Here is a 16924-nt window from a genome sequence, read left to right on the forward strand (position 1 = left end):
CTCGGCCGCCCGCTCGCGATCAGGTTTCCGAAAAGTAGCTCTGCAGGGTACGAACCTCAAGGTCCCCGCCGAGATAGGCGCGGATGCCCTGCGCGGCCGCCACGGCCCCGGAAAGAGTGGTGTAATACGGCACTTTATGCAAGAGGGCCGCGCGCCGCAGCGAACGGCTGTCGGCGAGCGCCTGCGGGCCTTCGGTGGTGTTGAAGACGAGCTGGACGTCGCCATTGGTAATGGCGTCGACGATGTGCGGCCGGCCCTCCAGCACCTTGTTCACCTTCTCGGTCGGGATGCCCTGGTCGGTCAGGAAGCGCTGGGTGCCCGAGGTCGCCAGCACCTTGAAGCCGAGCGAATGCAGTTCGCGGACCGCCTCGGCGATGCGCGTCTTGTCGCTCTCGCGCACCGAGACGAAGACCGTGCCCTTGCGCGGTACTCGCGTGCCGCCGCCGAGCTGGCTCTTGGCGAAGGCGACCTCGAAATTGCGGTCGATGCCCATGACCTCGCCGGTCGAGCGCATCTCGGGGCCGAGCACCGTGTCGACGCCGGGGAAGCGCGCGAACGGGAATACCGATTCCTTGACGCCGACGTGCTTGAGCTTTGCCTTCTTCAGCTTGAAATCGGCGAGCTTCTCGCCCGCCATGATGCGCGCCGCGATCTTCGCGACCGGCGTGCCGACGACCTTGGCAACGAAGGGCACGGTGCGCGAGGCGCGCGGATTGACCTCGAGCACGTAGATCTCGCCGTCCTTGATGGCGTATTGCACGTTCATCAGGCCGACGACGTCGAGGCCGAGCGCGAGCTCGCGGGTCTGCCGCTCCAGCTCCTCGATCATCTCAGGCTCGAGCGAATGCGCCGGTAGCGAGCAGGCGCTGTCGCCGGAATGGATGCCGGCTTCCTCGATGTGCTCCATGATGCCGACGATGAAGGTGTCCTTGCCGTCGCAGAGGCAGTCGACGTCGATCTCGATTGCGTCCGAGAGATAGCGGTCGAACAGCAGCGGGTTCTTGCCGAGCACGGTGTTGATCTGCCCGGTCTTGTCGTTCGGATAGCGTGCCTTGACGTCGGCCGGCACCAGCTCCGGCAGCGTGCCGAGCAGATAATCGTTGAGCTGGTTCTCCTCGCGGATGATCTGCATCGCGCGGCCGCCGAGCACGTAGGACGGGCGCACCACAAGCGGCAGGCCGAGATCGGCGGAGACGAGCCTTGCCTGCTCGACCGAATAGGCGATGCCGTTCTTCGGCTGCTTGAGACGGAGCTTGTCGAGCACGCGCTTGAAGCGGTCGCGGTCTTCGGCAAGGTCGATGGCATCAGGCGAGGTGCCGAGGATCGGCACTTCGGCGGCCTCCAGGGCGCGCGCGAGCTTCAGCGGGGTCTGGCCGCCGAACTGCACGATCACGCCGTGCAGCGTGCCATTCGTGCGCTCCTTGGCGATGATCTCCAGCACGTCCTCGGCAGTGAGCGGCTCGAAATAGAGCCGGTCGGCGGTGTCGTAGTCGGTCGACACCGTCTCCGGGTTGCAGTTGACCATGATGGATTCGTAGCCGGCATCGTGCAGCGCGAAGCAGGCGTGACAGCAGCAATAGTCGAACTCGATGCCCTGGCCGATGCGGTTCGGTCCGCCGCCGAGAATGATGACCTTCTTCTTGTCGGATGGCGTGCTCTCGTCCGCCGGTGCGCCGGCGAACAACGCCTCATAGGTCGAATACATATAGGCGGTCGGCGAGGCGAATTCGGCCGCGCAGGTGTCGATGCGCTTGTACACCGGGCGAACGTCGAGCGCGTGGCGCTTCGCGGTGACCTCGGCTTCCGTCGTCTCGGCAAGCACCGCCAGCCGCGCATCGGAGAAGCCCATGGCCTTGAGCGTGCGCATGCCGAAGGCATTGCCCGGCAGGCCGTTCTTGCGGACCTTCTCCTCCATGTCGACGATGCCGCGCATCTCGCTGAGGAACCACGGGTCGATCTTGCAGGAGTTGAAGATCTCCTCGTTCGACCAGCCGAGCCGCATCGCCTGGGCGACCTGGAGCAGCCGGTTCGGCGTCGGCGTGCCGAGCGCGGCGCGGATCGCATTCTTGTCGTCGTCGCGGCCGAGACCTTCGATCTCGATCTCGTCGAGGCCGGTCAGTCCGGTCTCGAGCCCGCGCAGCGCCTTCTGGAGGCTTTCCTGGAAGGTGCGGCCGATCGCCATGACTTCGCCGACCGACTTCATCGACGTGGTCAGCGTGGTGGAGGCGCCGGGGAATTTCTCGAAGGCGAAGCGCGGCACCTTGGTGACGACATAGTCGATGGTCGGCTCGAACGAGGCCGGCGTGGCGCCGCCGGTGATGTCGTTGGCGATCTCGTCGAGCGTGTAGCCGACCGCGAGCTTGGCTGCGACCTTGGCGATCGGAAAGCCGGTGGCCTTCGAAGCCAGAGCGGAGGAGCGCGACACGCGCGGGTTCATCTCGATAACGACCATGCGGCCGTCCTCGGGATTGACGCCGAACTGCACGTTGGAGCCGCCGGTCTCGACGCCGATCTCGCGCAGCACCGCCAGCGAGGCGTCGCGCATGATCTGGTATTCCTTGTCGGTCAGCGTCAGGGCCGGCGCCACCGTGATGGAATCGCCGGTGTGCACGCCCATCGGATCGAGGTTCTCGATCGAGCAGACGATGATGCAATTGTCCTTCTTGTCGCGCACCACCTCCATCTCGTACTCTTTCCAGCCGAGCACGGATTCTTCGATCAGCACTTCGTTGGTGGGAGACGCGTCTAAGCCGCGCTCGATGATGTCGAGGAACTCTTCCTTGTTGTAGGCGATGCCGCCGCCGGTGCCGCCCATGGTGAAGGAGGGGCGGATGATCGCGGGCAGGCCGATCTCGGACAGCGCCATCATGGCCTGGCCCAGCGCATATTCCTGATAGCGCTTGCGGCGGTCGCTTTCGCCCAGCGTCCACTGCCGATCGTGCTCTTCGAGGGCCGCGCCCGAGAGCTTTTCGCGTTCAGCCTGACGCTTGTCGCGGAAGGACTTCTTCAGGGCGGAGGCATTGGCGAGCCGCGACTTCGGCGTCTCGAGACCGATCTTGGTCATGGCCTCGCGGAACAGCTGGCGATCCTCGGCCTTGTCGATCGCGTCGGCGGTGGCGCCGATCATCTCGACGTCGAACTTCTCCAGCGTGCCCTGCTGGCGCAGCGACAGCGCGCAGTTCAGCGCGGTCTGTCCGCCCATGGTCGGCAGCAGGGCGAAGCCGCCGGGAATGACGTGACGTTCTTTCTCGATGATCTTGGCGACGATCTCGGGCGTGATCGGCTCGATATAGGTCGCATCGGCCAATTCCGGATCGGTCATGATGGTGGCCGGGTTGGAATTGACGAGGACGATGCGATAGCCCTCTTCCTTCAGCGTCTTCACCGCCTGGGTGCCCGAATAGTCGAACTCGCAGGCCTGGCCGATCACGATGGGACCTGCGCCGATGATCAGGATGGTGGTGATGTCTGTACGTTTGGGCATCAACTCTCGCCGGACTGGAATTTGGGCACAAAAAAAGGGCGCGCTCCTGCGCGTCCCTTTGGCCGAGAGCGCGGTGGTCTCCCTCGCGCGCGGGTGGGTCTTAGACCAGATTCCGGGGCGGCGAAACCCCGAAAAACGCCCATCAACCGGCAATTTTGACGGGTTTTGGCCTGGCCTGCCAGCCACGGGCGAGATGCACCAGAAGTGAGGCCGCAACGCTCATTCCACCGATCCAGCCGAGGTCGTTCGGCGAGAGGGTCGCCAGCACCGCCCCGCCCAATGCCCCGCCGATGGCGAAGCCGAGATACATGGCGGAGGCGTTGAGCGAGAGCGCGATCATCGAGGCCTGCGGCTCGATCCGGATGATGCTGGAGACCTGGGCCGGGTAGAATGCCCAGCCCGAGATGCCCCAGAGGAAGATCGTGCCCAGCACCTCATAGTGCGCCTGGCCCGGCATCAGCTTCAGGACCACCGAGTGAAGGATCAGCGCGGCTGCCATGCCGGCGAGGCCGAGGCCCACGGTGGCGAGCGTACCGAGTCGGTCGGCAAGTAAGCCGCCGAACATGTTCCCGATCGCGGCCGCGCCGCCAAACACCAGCAATGCAAGGCTGATTTGCGACGCATCGAAGCCGAGGCCGCGCAGCGGAACCGCGAAATAGGTGAACACGGTGAAGCCGCCGAGCGCCCATAGGATCGTGATCACAAGCGCGACCAGGACATTGCTGTGACGCGCCACCGCCAGCCGTTCGCCGAGCGAGGCCGTGTTGCGCGGCAGGCCGCGGGGCAGGCCGAGCAGCAGACCGGCGAGCGCGACGGTGCCTATCATGGCGACCATCGCAAAGGTCGCGCGCCAGCCGAGGAGGCTGCCGACGAGGTTGCCGAGGGGAACGCCAATGACAGTCGCGACCGTCAGGCCCGACGTGACCAGCGCCACCGCTCGGCCGCGCCGTTCGGGCGAGGCGACCGCCACGGACACCGCGAGCGCCGTCGGCATGCAAAGCCCGGAGCCCAGCGCCATCAGCATCCGCGAAGCCAGCAGCAGGGCGTAGCTGGAAGCCACCATCGCGGCGAGATTTCCGGCGATGAAGGTCGCCAGCGCCAGGGCCAGCACGGTTCGGCGGTCGATATTGTTCAGCGCGACGGCCAGGATCGGCGAGCCCACGGCATAGGTGAGGGCGTAGGCCGTGACCAATTGGCCGGCGGCGGAGACCGAAATCTGCAAATCGGCAGCGATGCCGGGCAAAAGACCCGCGATGACAAAGCCTTCGGTGCCGATCGCAAAGGCCGCCAGGGCCAGCCAGAATACGCTCATTGGACGATATCCCTATGTTCAACGTTTATTGAACTATTGGATATGGTGGTTTGTAAGTCAATTGGTTCAAGAACTATTGAACATTGCGGCCGCTTCGCTATGATTCCCGGGTCATGAGCCGCACACCTCTCCACCCGACCCGCGAGCAAATCGAATTGCCGATGGTGCTGGATTGCCTCAGCGATCCGATCCGGCTCGCCATCGTCTACCAGCTCGCCCAGCAGGAACGTGTCAGCAGCGAGCTCCGCTGCGGCGACTTCAACGGGCTCGCGGGCAAGTCCAACCTCGCCTATCACTTCGCCAAGCTGCGCGAATGCGGCGTGATGCAGACGCGCGTGGCCGGCACCAACCGCTTCATGCGGCTGCGCCGTGAGGATCTGGACGCGCGTTTTCCCGGCCTGCTCGATGCGGTGATCAAGTCCGCGAGCAAGGATGCTGAGCGGCTTCAGCTGATGGCTGAGTGTGAAGTGGTGGAGGCAGGTTGAGGTTTGCGCGGGCAGTCCGTCTACGCTTCCGCTGCGCTCCAGCTACGCCGGACACGCTTCGCCCCTTCGGGTCAAGCGTGGCTGCGCCACGCGTAGCCCGAAGGGGCGAAGCGTGGAGACCCGGCCTGGATTTGAACCAGGATGTAGAGCGTTGCACCGCCCTCGCGTAGACGCTTCCGCCACCGGGCCGCGGCGATCATTACCGATTGCAGTGCGACAAGCTACAACGGCTAATTGTTATGCTTAACGAACCAGAGGCGGCCGCGCGACGAAGGTCATGCGCCAGCGATTATGGCCGATATTGGTGTGGGCGCGCTGGACCGCGAACCCGGCCGCTCTCAGCTTGGCGGTGATCTCCTCCTCGCTGTAGCGCTGGAGCCCGATGCGCGTGCGCAGATGTCGGTAATCGGACAGCGCGGTGCTGATGAGCCCGACCAGCGCGTCCTTCAAGAAACCGTGGCGCAGGCCGAAGCCGAGCAGCGCCATGACGTCCCTGACCATGCCGACATTGGGCTGGAGGATGTCCCCCAGCACCAGCTTGCCGGAGGGCTTCAGGATACGGCGGATGGTGAGGAGCGCGGCGTCGAGCTCCTCCGGCGCCATGTATTGCGCGACCGAGTTCATCACGACGAGGTCGATCGACTGGTCCTGCATCTTGCGGACATCGTCGAGCGAGCGGACGCGGATCTTGGTGTTCGGGGCAAACCGCGCGATCAGCCGGCCGCGCACGCCCGGCGCGGGCTCGGCGAGGATCAGCTTGCCGCAGCTACCAGCCACCTGGCTCGCCGACAGCGCCTCGCCGCAGGCATAGTCCAGCACCGTCGCGTCCGGCGAGGAGATGTAGCCGATGATGTCCCGCGCGATGATCTGGAAGTGCAAGTCGCGATGCAGCTTGCTGACATAGATCGTATGCGTCGAGTCGTAATAATCGATCCAATCGTCCATGGTATTCGAAGGTCCCGGCCAAACGGTTCCCCTCAAGGAACCGGCGCTGCCCGCCTTGCGTTAGGGGTGCGACGGCGCGCCGTCAATGTCCGCGTCCTAACAGGAAGGCTTCCCGTGAGCAAAACCAACAACAAGGTCTCGCCCGATCTCGATACCCCCACCGACCTGTCGCCCGACGGGGTCAAGAAGGTCTCGGAGGCGCTCAACGTACTTCTGGCCGACGCCTTCGCGCTGTATCTGAAGACTAAGAATTTCCACTGGCACATCAGCGGCCGCCACTTCCGCGACTATCATCTGCTGCTCGACGAGCAGTCCGACCAGATCTTCGCCACCACCGACCAGCTCGCCGAGCGCGTCCGCAAGATCGGCGGCACCACGCTGAAGTCGATCGGCCAGGTCGCAAAGCTCCAGACCATCAAGGACAACAACGAGGACTACGTCCCGCCGCGCGAGATGCTGCGCGAACTGATGCAGGACAACAAGCACGTCGCGGCCGCGATGCGCAAAGCGCACGACGTCTGCGACGACGCCGGCGATGTCGCCAGCGCCAGCATTTTGGAAGTGTTCATCGACGAGACCGAGCGCCGGACGTGGTTCCTGTTCGAGGCCACGCGGCAGGAAGGCAGCAACGCGGCGTAGGGCGAACTGCCGTAGGATGGGTTAGTCGCAGGCGTAACCCACCTCTTCTGTTTCGGCGGAGACAGACGTGGTGGATTACGCTTCGCTAATCCACCCTACGCACCTTCGCTTTTGTCTACCGCCACAACCGCATTAACGCCCCATCCTTGCCGGTCACTGGATCGGCCGGCGGCAGCGCGACTTGTGGAATCGTCTTCAGCGCCTTGGCGTGGTTGTCCGGCGTTGCGCGCGTGATCTCCATCTTCGCGCCGCGCGGATAGGCGCCGATCACGCAGAAATCACGGCTCGCCCTGATGCATTGATGTCCGGTGCCGGCCGGCAGGATCGCGACATCACCCGCCTTGATCTCGAGCTCCTGGCCATGGTCGCCGCCGAAGCGGACGCGGGCGCTGCCGCGCGCCACGCCGAGCACCTCATGCACCGTCGCGTGGTAATGCAGATAATCGTAAACACCGTTGCGCCACGTCCCGCCCCAGCCGTTCGCTTCGAACAGGTTCTCGATGGTCTCTTCCGGCTGCTTCGGGTCGAGCTTCACCGCACCCTGGTAGACCAGGAAGGGGCGGATGTTGTTCGGCACGAGCCCATCATCCCTAAACACGATGGTGAGCGGCTCGGCCTTGTCGCGGACGACGGACATGGCGGGCTCCGGCTGCAAAAGACAGCGGGACAACATTCTATCGTGTGGAGGTGTTCCTCAACGGGTCACCTGTCCCGGACGCGCTGCAGCGGGCAACGCTGCGGCGCAGAGCCGGGACCCAGATAGCCGCGAGTGGTAGGCCCCGGTTCAGCGGGGGCATGAGAGCGCGCGTCTTACGCGCTCTTCTTCTGACGCATCAGATCCGCAAAACGCTGGAACAGATAGTGCGAGTCGCGCGGGCCGGGCGATGCTTCCGGGTGGTACTGCACCGAGAACACCGGCTTGCCGTCGAGCTGGATGCCGCAATTGGAGCCGTCGAACAGCGAGATGTGGGTCTGCGTCGCGCCCTTCGGCAGCGTGGTCTCGTCGACCGCAAAGCCGTGGTTCATCGAGGTGATCTCGACCTTGCCGGTGGTCTCGTCCTTCACGGGGTGGTTGGCGCCGTGATGGCCCTGATGCATCTTTTTCGTTTTCGCGCCGACGGCGAGGCCGAGCATCTGGTGGCCAAGGCAAATGCCGAAGGTCGGCGTGCCCGACTTGATGACGTCCCGGATCACGGGCACGGCATATTTGCCGGTCGCGGCCGGATCGCCGGGACCGTTCGACAGGAACACGCCGTCCGGCTTCATCGCCAGAATGTCTTCGGACGAGGTCGTCGCCGGCACCACCGTCACCTTGCAGCCGACGCCGGCGAGCAGGCGCAGGATGTTGCGCTTGATGCCGTAGTCGATGGCGACGACGTTGAACTCAGCCTTGTCCTGACGGCCAAAGCCCTTGTCCCACAGCCACGGCGTCTCGTCCCAGGTGAAGCGCTGGCCCGAGGTGACCATCGGCACGAGGTCCATGCCCTCGAGGCCCGGCCATTCGCGCGCCTCTTCCTTCAACCCATGCAGGTCGAACTCGCCGTTCCTGGCGTGCGCGATCACGGCGTTGGGCATGCCCTTGCTGCGGATCAGCGCAGTCAGGGCGCGGGTGTCGATGCCGGAGAGGCCGATGATGCCGCGCGCCTTCAGCCACTGGTCGAGATGCTTGGTGGCGCGGTAGTTCGAGGGATCGGTGATCGCGGTGCGCAGGATCACGCCGCGCGCGCCCGGCGTCGCGGCCATGTTCACCGTCTCGATGTCTTCCTCGTTGGTACCGACATTGCCGATATGCGGGAAGGTGAAGGTGATGAGCTGGCCGGCATAGGAGGGATCGGTGAGGATCTCCTCATAGCCGGTCATCGCGGTGTTGAAGCAGACTTCACCAACGGCGTGGCCTTCGGCGCCGAGGCCAAAGCCTTCGAGCACGGTGCCATCGGCGAGCACGAGGAGCGCGGTCGGTTTATGGTCCGGCCAGGCGGGATCGTTGTCATGTTGTGTCATGAGCGCGTTTCATAAGCCTGCCGGACGCCCCCGTCAAAGCGCAGATGCGCCGATTCACATGCGTTTTTGCATATTTGACAGCCCGTCTCGGGCTCCTAAGCTTGGCCGCACAATTTCCGGCAAATTCCTGGGCTTGCGAGGCAATAATGGACCAGACCACCCCGATTCTGTTGGTTCCGGGGCTGGCCTCCTCGGCCCGGATCTATGCCCCTGTCATCCCGGCGCTGTGGCGCTTCGGCCCGGTCATGGTTGCCAACCATATCCGCGACGACAGCATGGCGGCGATCGCCGCCCGCGTGCTGAGCGAGGCCCCCCCGCGCTTCGCGCTCGCTGGCCATTCCATGGGCGGCTACATCGCATTCGAGATCATGCGCCAGGCGCCCGAGCGGGTGGCCAAGCTCGCGTTGATCAACACCCAGGCGCGGCCCGACACCCCGGAGGCGACCGTGCGCCGCCGCGGCCTGATGGAGCGCGCCCGGCGCGGCGAGCTCCGCGCAATCCGCGAGGAGAGTTTTCCGGAGCTCGTGCATCCGTCGCGGCGCGATGATGCCGATATTCTCAAGCTGGTGCATGCGCAGGACGAGGATGTCGGTGTCGAGGGCTATCTGCGGCAGCAGACCGCGATCATCGCACGGGTGGATTCGCGCCCGACGCTTGCAGCGATCAAATGCCCGACGCTGGTGTTGACGGGCGATGCTGACAACACCATCCCGAACGCTCTCTCCAGGGAGATGGCCGAGGGCATCGCCGGCGCTAGGCTCAAAGTCCTCGATCGCTGCGGGCACTTGCCGCAAGCCGAGCAGCCGCAAGCGACAGTGCGGGCCTTGACCGAATGGCTCGGAACCGAGGTTGTCTAGGGGCCGCGAACGGCCTAGATCAGGCGTCAGATATTCGAAGGGATCACGATCATGTTGCGCGACGACATCAACAATGCGGTCAAGGAGGCCATGAAGGCCAAGGACGAGCGCAAGCTGTCCACGCTGCGCATGGTCAATTCGACCATCAAGAATGCCGACATCGATGCGCGCGGGCAGGGCAAGCCGCCGTTGTCGGACGCCGACCTGCTCGGCGTCTTTCAGAAGATGATCAAGCAGCGGCAGGAGTCGGTCGAGCTCTACGAAAAAGGCGGCCGCGCCGAGCTTGCGGCCCAGGAGCGCGAGGAGATCGCAGTGATCTCGGCGTATCTGCCGAAGCAGATGGCCGACGACGAGGTGAAGAAGGCGATCGCGGACGCGATCACTGAAACCGGCGCCGCCGGCATGAAGGACATGGGCAAGGTGATCACCGTGCTGCGCGCCAAGTATGCCGGACAGATGGATTTCGGCAAGGCCAGCGGTTTGGTGAAGGCGGCGCTGTCGGGCTAAGTTGTCATTCCGGGGCACGCGTAGCGTGAACCCGGAATCCATCGCGCTGCTGAGTCCGTTGCTTAATGGATTCCGGGCTCGCGCTACGCGCGCCCCGGAATGACAAGAAGAAGAAGGGAGGCAGCCAATGACCGCCATCAAACCGTTCCGCGTCGCCATCACCGACGACATCCTCGCCGATCTCAAGTCGCGTCTCACCCGCACGCGCTGGCCGGAGGCGGAGCTGGTTGACGACTGGAGCCAAGGCGCGCCGCTGAAGTGGATTCAGGAGGTCTGCACCTATTGGGCCGATGGCTACGACTGGCGGGCGCGCGAGGCAAAGCTCAACCGCTTCGAACAGTTCACCACCGAGATCGACGGGCTCGACATTCATTTTCTGCATGTGCGCTCGAAAGAGCCAAACGCGCTGCCGCTGATCATCACCCATGGCTGGCCGGGTTCGATCGTCGAATTCCAGAAGGTGATCGCGCCGCTCACCGATCCCGTCGCGCATGGCGGCAATCCCGCGGACGCGTTTCACGTCGTCTGTCCCTCGCTGCCGGGCTTCGGCTTCTCCGCCAAGCCGAAGGCGACCGGATGGGGCGTCGACCGCATCGCCGCGACCTGGGCGAAGCTGATGGAGCGGCTCGGCTATGCGCGCTACGGCGCGCAAGGCGGCGACTGGGGCTCGGCGGTGACGGCCTCGCTCGGTGCGCAGGATGCGGCGCACTGCGCCGGCATTCACATCACGCTGTCCTTCAACTCGCCGCCGCGCATGGAGGGCGAGCCGACCGCGGAGGAGAAGCGAGCGCTCGCCGGCCTCAAGCATTACGTCGATCTCGACTCCGGCTACTCCAAGCAGCAATCGACGCGCCCGCAGACGCTCGGCTATGGCCTCACGGATTCGCCGAGCGGGCAGGCGGCCTGGATTCTGGAGAAATTCTGGGCCTGGACCGATTGCGACGGCCATCCCGAGAACATCTTCACCAGGGACGAGTTACTCGACAACGTCATGCTGTACTGGGTGACGGAGACGGCGACCTCCTCGGCGCGGCTCTACTGGGAGAGCTTTGGCAAACGCCGCACCACGCCTGTCGTCAAGGTGCCGACGGGCGTCGCCGCGTTCCCCAAGGAGATCATCACGCCGGTGCGACGCTGGATGGAACCGAACTTCCATGACATCACGCATTGGAGCGAGATGGAGAAGGGCGGCCATTTCGCCGCGTTCGAGCAGCCGGAGCTGTTCGTGCGCGATGTCAGGAAGTTCTTTGCGACGGTGCGGTGAAGGGTCCCCTCAAACGTCATGCCCGGGCTTGTCCCGGGCATCCACGGCCTTAGACTAGCAGTGAAGCAAGAAGAGCGTGGATGGCCGGGACTTGATCGCGAAGACGCGCTTTGCGCTTTTGCCGGCCATGACCGAGACTGACGGAAACGATCCAAGCCCATGCTGACCGAAGCCGCAACCTACGACGAACTCACTCGCAACTTCCGCTGGGACATCCCGGCGCGCTTCAACATGGCGGAAGCATGCTGCGATCGGCATGCCGACGGCACCGGCCGGCTCGCGCTGATCTATGTCGACGAGAACGGCGCCACCACGCGAACCTCCTTCGACGAGGTCGCGGACATGTCGCGCCGCTTCGCCAACGTGCTGAAGGCGGATGGGCTTTCGCGCGGCGACCGCGTCGCGGTGTTCCTGTCGCAATCGCTGGAGCTGCCGATCGCGCATATGGCGGCATTCCGCTCAGGCCTGGTCTCGATCCCTCTGTTCGCACTGTTCGGCGAGGACGCGCTGGAATTTCGCCTGTCGAATTCACACGCGAGGGCAATCATCACCGATGAGGCGGGCTGGGAGAAGCTCACGAAGATCCGCGAGCGGCTGCCCTATCTGCAGGACATCTATGTCACGAGCGGCGCCGTCCACGCCGGCGCAAAGCCATTCTGGCCGGCGATCGAAACCGCGTCCGAGGACTTTGCGACCGTCGACACCGCCGCCGACGATCCCGCGCTGATCATCTACACCTCGGGCACGACGGGAAATCCCAAGGGCGCGCTGCATGCGCACCGCGTCGTGCTAGGCCATCTCCCCAATGTCGAGATGTGTCACAACTTCCTGCCGCGTCCCGGCGATCTCATGTGGACGCCGGCGGACTGGGCCTGGATCGGCGGCCTCGTCAACGGCCTGCTCGCATTCTGGTATCACGGCATCCCCCTGGTCGGGCATCGCGCGCGCAAATTCGAGCCGCAGGCGGCGATGCAGATGATGGCCGACCTTGGCGTCCGCAACGTCTTCCTGCCGCCGACCGCGCTCAAGCTGATGCGGCAGGCCGGGGTGAAGCATCCGGGCGTCAAGCTCCGCAGCATCTTCACCGGCGGAGAATCGCTCGGCGGCGAACTGCTCGGTTGGGTTCGCGAGACTTTTGGTATCGACGCCCATGAGGTGTTCGGCCAGACCGAGTGCAATCTCGTGATCGGCAGCAACTCCAATCTGTTTCCGATCCGCCCGGGTTCGATGGGCAAGGCGACGCCGGGCTTCGACGTCCGCATCGTCAACGACAAGGGCGAAGAATTGCCGCGCGGCCAGCGGGGCATCATCGGCGTGCGCCAGCCATGCCCCGTCACCATGCTCGAATACTGGCGCAATCCGGAGGCGACGGCGAAGAAATATGCCGGCGAATTCCTGCTCACCGGCGATCTCGGCGTGCAGGACGAGGACGGCTATTTCTGGTACGTCAGCCGCGAGGACGACGTCATCACCACCGCCGGCTATCGCGTCGGCCCGTCCGAGATCGAGCACACGCTGATGAAGCATCCCTCGGTGGCAATGGCCGCGGTGGTCGGCATCCCCGATCCGATCCGCACCGAATCGATCAAGGCCTGGATCGTGCTGCGTCCGGGCTTTACCGGCACCGACGCGCTGGCGCGCGAGATCCAGGAGTTCGTCAAGGTGCAGCTCGCCGCGCATGAATATCCGCGGTTCGTCGAATTCGCCGAGACGCTGCCGATGACGGCGACAGGCAAGGTGCTGCGGCGCGAGCTGCGGGCCAAGGGCTGACTCTTACAAGGGCTGACTTCTTACAAGGGCTGACTTCCGACAATGGCCAGGACGTCTCAAGCCGCGGGACTTCACCGCGCTTCGCTCGACAAGCTGCACGATCTCGATGCGGCGCTGGAGCTCATGTATTACGGCTGGCGCGGCATGACGCTGGAAGCCGACGAATATCTTGCGAAGCAGGGCCTGTCGCGTCCGCATCATCGTATCCTCTATGTGGTGGCACGCCGGCCCGATATCGCGATCGGCTCGCTGCTCGAGGTCCTCGGCATTTCCAAGCAGGCCTTGAGCCGGCCGCTCAGTCTGCTGCTGGAGCGCAAGCTGGTGACGTCGAAGCGCTCGCCCGAGCAGCATCGCTCCAAGCTGCTGCGTCTGACGGCCGCCGGGCAGCGCATTGAGCAACGGGCCTCGGACCACGAGCGCAAGGTTTTGCGCGAGGCGTTCGATCGCGTCGGCGCATCCGGGTCGGCGGCATGGATGGCGGTCATGGGGACGATCGCCGACAACAATTGACCGTTCTTAAAGTCAATATAGTTGACATGAGAAGCGGGCTTTGTCACTGTCCTGGCAACGAGCCGGGGAGGGCCCGTGTCATGAGCGGACAGAATCCATTGAGCGCGCAGAAAATGAATCGCGCGGCCGCCGAACGCTTCGTCGCGGCCTGGTGCGCGAGCTGGTGCAAGGTCGATATCGACGCGGTGGTGGCGCATTTTGCCGAGAACGCGCAGATGCGCAGCCCTCTGGCGCTGACGCTGACCGGTTCTCCCGTCGTCGCCGGCATCGAGAATATCCGCGCCTATTGGCGCAAAGCCTATGGCCACATCGAAAGCGCGGACCTGAGGATCCTGAGCTGGAGCTGGGACAACGCCATCGCGCGCCTGACGGTGTGGTGGCAGCTGGGAGACACGCGCGCCAGCGAGTTCATGGATTTCGACGATACGGGGCGCGTCGTGCGCAGCGAAGCCTTTTACGGAAAATGACCATGCGCCTTTCGGATATCGTCCTGCTCCTCAACACGCTGTGGTTCGGCGGCGCCTTCATCCAGTTCAGCATTGCGCAGGCCAACACCCTGAAGATCTTGCTGCCGCGGGAAGAGCGCAGCAATCCGATCGCGCCAACCCTGGCGGCCAGCGTCGCGTTCCTGGGCGGGATGAACCTGCCGATAGGGGTGTTGTCGTTCTACCTTCTGGCTGCGCGTCCGCTCTTCTTTCAGCCGGTCGAGGCGCAGCTCACGCTGTTCCTGTTCTTTTCGGCCTGCCATTTCAGCCAGTTCGCCTATAACCTCCCGGTGCTGATGCGTGGCGGGCGCGTCGGGGTCGCCTACTGGCCGGTGTTGAAGGGGCCGATGCTCCGGATCTTCGTCATCGACGCGGGCCTGTTCGCGGCCAATCTCGCAGTGGCGCTCCAGCTCGCGATAGCATCCTGATCTACCGCGACGGCTCCGAGAGCGCGGCCCGCAGCATCGCCGCAAGATCCTTTCGCCGGAACGGCTTGGTCAGAATGCGGGCGTCGCCGACCCCGTCCGATGTCTTGACGGGCGTCTGGCTGTAGCCGGAGGTGAAGAGCACCTTGAGATCAGGCCGCAGCCCGGTTGCTTGCCTCGCAAGCTCCGGCCCGAACATGCCGCCGGGCATGACGACGTCGGTGAACAGCAACTGGATGTCCCCGGGCTGGCGCAGCACCTCCAGCGCCGCCGGTCCGTTCGACGTGGCGATGACCCGGTAGCCCAGCGTCCTGAGCTCGTTCTCGACATAGGCCCGCACCATGTCGTCGTCTTCGACGAGGAGAATGGTCTCGTGTCCCGCTTGTGTGACGGTCGCTTCCGCCGGGCGCAGGTCCTGGCCTGGCGGCGTTGCGATACGGGGAAAGAACAGCCTGACGACACTGCCTCGTCCCGGCTCGGACTGCATCTGCACAAGTCCGCCGGACTGTTGTGCAAATCCGTAGACCATGCTCAGGCCCAGGCCGGTCCCCTTGCCGACCTCCTTGGTCGTGAAGAACGGCTCGAACGCGCGGCTGACCACCTCGGCGCTCATGCCGCTGCCGGTATCGGTGACGGCCACCATCACATAGTCGCCGGGCCGCGGCTCGCCGTTGACGTCGAGGTCGGATTCACCGAGCGAGCTGTTATGGACCTCGACCGTCAGCTTGCCGCCCTCCGGCATCGCGTCGCGCGCGTTGAGTACGAGGTTGAGCAGGGCCGTCGTCAGCTGGCCGGGATCGACGCTGGTCGGCCATAAATCCCGGTCGAACGCGAAGCGGCACTCGATGTGCTCGCCCAGCGTCCGGCGCAGAAGCTGCTCCATGCCGAGCACTTTCTCGGCGATGTCGATCTCTCTCGGCCGCAGCGGCTGCTTGCGCGCGAAGGCGAGCAGGCTCCGCGTCAGGTCAGAACCGCGCTCGGCGGCGGTCGCGATGTCGCCGGCAATGCGGTGCAATTCCTTGTTTCCCGCCAGCCGGTCGGCGAGATGCTCCGAGTTGCCGAGAATGACGGTCAAGAGATTGTTGAAATCATGCGCCACGCCGCCGGTGAGCTGGCCCATGGCTTCCATCTTCTGGGATTGGCTGAGCTTCTGGTTGAGATCCGCGATCGCGGCGCGCTGCTGTTCTAGCGATTCGGCGGTGCCGTTGAGCAGGCTCATCAATCCGCCGAGCTCGCCGCCCGGATGGGGCTCCGGAATGCGGGCGCTGAGATCGCCGCGCGCGAGCCTCTTCGCCATGGTGGCGAGCCGCCCGATCTGGCGGCCGATGCTCACGGTCGTGAGGATCCATAAGCCGGCGAGGAGCAGCAGCAAGGCCACCGCGAGAATCGCCATGTCCTCGTAAAGCCGGCGGTTCGCCGCCGCGACCAGTCCGTCCTTGGAGCGTCCGACCATGATGGTGAGGCCGGCCTTGCGCATCGAGGGCGAGCGGGCAACGCCCCAGATCTGCGTGCGGCCCCCGCGGTCGGTGACTTCCCGAAATGGCTCGCCATCGGGCGCTGCGGCAAAGCGGAACAGATCGGAGCCCGCAATGGTCCCGCCGACAGGCTCGCTCCAGCCGCCGCCCTTGGGGGCGACCAGGACCGTACCTTTGGCGTCGACGAACAGGATATCCTTCTCGGCGAGCAGCCGCTTGTCGTGAAATTCCGCGAATTTGTTCAAGTTGAAGGACGCGAGCAGCACGAACTTCAGCGCGCCCGTCTCCGATCGCACGGGATAGGCGATCTGCAGCACCGATAGCCCGGTGAGGCGGCCGAACACCGGCTCTGCGGCAACGACGCCTTGAAGACCCTTGACCTCTTTGAAATAGCCACGGTCGTTCAGGTCGAGGGTGCGGTTGGTCCGAAGCGAGTCGCAGAACAGGCTGCCGTCGGGATCGATGGTCAGGATGCCCGTGAACTGCGGGTATTCTTCGCGCACTTCCGACAGAAACGCCGAGCACGCCGCCTTGTCGCGCGTGTCGAGGTCGCGGGCCCGGGCCAGACCGTAGTGGAGCTGGGCGGTGCCCTGGATCTTCTCGTTCAGATCGCTGGCGATGTCGTCGGCGGATGCGGCCAGATTGGCCAGCGCCGCGTCGATCTCGCTGGCCCGGTTCTGCACGAAGCGCAGCCCGACCAGGATCGCCGGCACGAGCATGGCGGCGATGACGAGGATCAGTAACCGGGTACGCAGGCTCATCGGT

General features: G+C 64.8%; 15 protein-coding genes and 1 tRNA gene. 9 read left to right on the plus strand and 7 right to left on the minus strand.

The features are described 5' to 3' along the window. Window positions 1–19 precede the first annotated feature (19 nt). Window positions 20–3484 carry a carbamoyl-phosphate synthase large subunit gene (gene carB, locus IC66_RS0114900; protein WP_028140499.1) on the minus strand — a complete coding sequence of 1155 codons (3465 nt, stop codon included), beginning with the start codon at window positions 3482–3484 and terminating at the stop codon, window positions 20–22. Between the two features lie 142 nt (window positions 3485–3626). Beyond that, entirely contained in the window at window positions 3627–4796 is a 1170-nt protein-coding gene (locus tag IC66_RS0114905) for an MFS transporter (protein WP_038948138.1), read from the minus strand. Window positions 4797–4909: 113 nt separating this feature from the next. On the opposite strand from IC66_RS0114905, the gene IC66_RS0114910 reads away from it, so the two are divergent. Then, a complete protein-coding gene (locus IC66_RS0114910; protein WP_038948139.1) occupies window positions 4910–5281 on the plus strand; it encodes an ArsR/SmtB family transcription factor in 372 nt (123 codons plus the stop codon). Between the two features lie 113 nt (window positions 5282–5394). Here IC66_RS0114910 and IC66_RS46240 read toward each other — a convergent pair. Both IC66_RS46240 and IC66_RS0114915 read right to left on the minus strand, forming a co-directional pair. Beyond that, a tRNA-OTHER gene (locus IC66_RS46240) sits at window positions 5395–5470 on the minus strand. A 54-nt stretch (window positions 5471–5524) separates the two neighbouring features. Continuing rightward, window positions 5525–6226, minus strand: a complete 702-nt coding sequence (locus IC66_RS0114915; RefSeq protein ID WP_028140496.1) for a class I SAM-dependent methyltransferase — start codon at window positions 6224–6226, stop codon at window positions 5525–5527. A 114-nt stretch (window positions 6227–6340) separates the two neighbouring features. Between IC66_RS0114915 and IC66_RS0114920 the strand changes: the two genes are divergently transcribed. Continuing rightward, the gene (locus tag IC66_RS0114920) at window positions 6341–6865 is read left to right on the plus strand and encodes a Dps family protein (RefSeq protein WP_028140495.1); all 525 of its coding nucleotides are present in this window, start codon (window positions 6341–6343) and stop codon (window positions 6863–6865) included. Between the two features lie 115 nt (window positions 6866–6980). On the opposite strand, the gene IC66_RS0114925 is transcribed toward IC66_RS0114920, so the two are convergent. Both IC66_RS0114925 and carA read right to left on the minus strand, forming a co-directional pair. Continuing rightward, window positions 6981–7502 carry a hypothetical protein gene (locus IC66_RS0114925; protein ID WP_038948140.1) on the minus strand — a complete coding sequence of 174 codons (522 nt, stop codon included), beginning with the start codon at window positions 7500–7502 and terminating at the stop codon, window positions 6981–6983. Between the two features lie 173 nt (window positions 7503–7675). Beyond that, on the minus strand, window positions 7676–8866 hold the full coding sequence (carA, locus tag IC66_RS0114930) for a glutamine-hydrolyzing carbamoyl-phosphate synthase small subunit (RefSeq protein ID WP_038948142.1): 1191 nt from the start codon (window positions 8864–8866) through the stop codon (window positions 7676–7678). A 146-nt stretch (window positions 8867–9012) separates the two neighbouring features. Between carA and IC66_RS0114935 the strand changes: the two genes are divergently transcribed. From IC66_RS0114935 to IC66_RS0114965, 7 genes are all read left to right on the plus strand, one after another. After that, the gene (locus IC66_RS0114935; RefSeq protein ID WP_038948144.1) at window positions 9013–9723 is read left to right on the plus strand and encodes an alpha/beta fold hydrolase; all 711 of its coding nucleotides are present in this window, start codon (window positions 9013–9015) and stop codon (window positions 9721–9723) included. A 51-nt stretch (window positions 9724–9774) separates the two neighbouring features. Then, window positions 9775–10230: a GatB/YqeY domain-containing protein gene (locus tag IC66_RS0114940; protein WP_038948145.1), complete on the plus strand. Its 456-nt coding sequence runs from the start codon at window positions 9775–9777 to the stop codon at window positions 10228–10230. 127 nt (window positions 10231–10357) lie between these two features. Then, a complete protein-coding gene (locus tag IC66_RS0114945; RefSeq protein ID WP_038948146.1) occupies window positions 10358–11494 on the plus strand; it encodes an epoxide hydrolase family protein in 1137 nt (378 codons plus the stop codon). A gap of 159 nt (window positions 11495–11653) precedes the next feature. Beyond that, a complete protein-coding gene (locus IC66_RS0114950) occupies window positions 11654–13264 on the plus strand; it encodes an acyl-CoA synthetase (RefSeq protein WP_038948147.1) in 1611 nt (536 codons plus the stop codon). Between the two features lie 42 nt (window positions 13265–13306). Continuing rightward, window positions 13307–13774, plus strand: coding sequence for a MarR family winged helix-turn-helix transcriptional regulator (locus IC66_RS0114955; RefSeq protein WP_028140488.1), 468 nt, complete (start codon window positions 13307–13309; stop codon window positions 13772–13774). Between the two features lie 80 nt (window positions 13775–13854). After that, window positions 13855–14241, plus strand: a complete 387-nt coding sequence (locus IC66_RS0114960; RefSeq protein ID WP_038948149.1) for a nuclear transport factor 2 family protein — start codon at window positions 13855–13857, stop codon at window positions 14239–14241. A 2-nt stretch (window positions 14242–14243) separates the two neighbouring features. After that, window positions 14244–14687, plus strand: a complete 444-nt coding sequence (locus IC66_RS0114965) for a hypothetical protein (RefSeq protein WP_028140486.1) — start codon at window positions 14244–14246, stop codon at window positions 14685–14687. 1 nt (window position 14688) lies between these two features. On the opposite strand, the gene IC66_RS0114970 is transcribed toward IC66_RS0114965, so the two are convergent. Further along, entirely contained in the window at window positions 14689–16920 is a 2232-nt protein-coding gene (locus tag IC66_RS0114970) for an ATP-binding protein (protein ID WP_038948150.1), read from the minus strand. Between the last annotated feature and the right edge of the window lie 4 nt (window positions 16921–16924).

The organism is Bradyrhizobium genomosp. III (assembly GCF_000261705.1).
Classification (GTDB): domain Bacteria; phylum Pseudomonadota; class Alphaproteobacteria; order Rhizobiales; family Xanthobacteraceae; genus Bradyrhizobium; species Bradyrhizobium ottawaense.

Coding starts and splice junctions, on each gene's coding strand:
- carB (WP_028140499.1), bottom strand. CDS start 3,484: ATGCCCAAACGTACAGACATCACCACCATCCTGATCATCGGCGCAGGT.
- IC66_RS0114905 (WP_038948138.1), bottom strand. CDS start 4,796: ATGAGCGTATTCTGGCTGGCCCTGGCGGCCTTTGCGATCGGCACCGAA.
- IC66_RS0114910 (WP_038948139.1), top strand. CDS start 4,910: ATGAGCCGCACACCTCTCCACCCGACCCGCGAGCAAATCGAATTGCCG.
- IC66_RS0114915 (WP_028140496.1), bottom strand. CDS start 6,226: ATGGACGATTGGATCGATTATTACGACTCGACGCATACGATCTATGTC.
- IC66_RS0114925 (WP_038948140.1), bottom strand. CDS start 7,502: ATGTCCGTCGTCCGCGACAAGGCCGAGCCGCTCACCATCGTGTTTAGG.
- carA (WP_038948142.1), bottom strand. CDS start 8,866: ATGACACAACATGACAACGATCCCGCCTGGCCGGACCATAAACCGACC.
- IC66_RS0114935 (WP_038948144.1), top strand. CDS start 9,013: ATGGACCAGACCACCCCGATTCTGTTGGTTCCGGGGCTGGCCTCCTCG.
- IC66_RS0114940 (WP_038948145.1), top strand. CDS start 9,775: ATGTTGCGCGACGACATCAACAATGCGGTCAAGGAGGCCATGAAGGCC.
- IC66_RS0114945 (WP_038948146.1), top strand. CDS start 10,358: ATGACCGCCATCAAACCGTTCCGCGTCGCCATCACCGACGACATCCTC.
- IC66_RS0114950 (WP_038948147.1), top strand. CDS start 11,654: ATGCTGACCGAAGCCGCAACCTACGACGAACTCACTCGCAACTTCCGC.
- IC66_RS0114955 (WP_028140488.1), top strand. CDS start 13,307: ATGGCCAGGACGTCTCAAGCCGCGGGACTTCACCGCGCTTCGCTCGAC.
- IC66_RS0114960 (WP_038948149.1), top strand. CDS start 13,855: ATGAGCGGACAGAATCCATTGAGCGCGCAGAAAATGAATCGCGCGGCC.
- IC66_RS0114965 (WP_028140486.1), top strand. CDS start 14,244: ATGCGCCTTTCGGATATCGTCCTGCTCCTCAACACGCTGTGGTTCGGC.
- IC66_RS0114970 (WP_038948150.1), bottom strand. CDS start 16,920: ATGAGCCTGCGTACCCGGTTACTGATCCTCGTCATCGCCGCCATGCTC.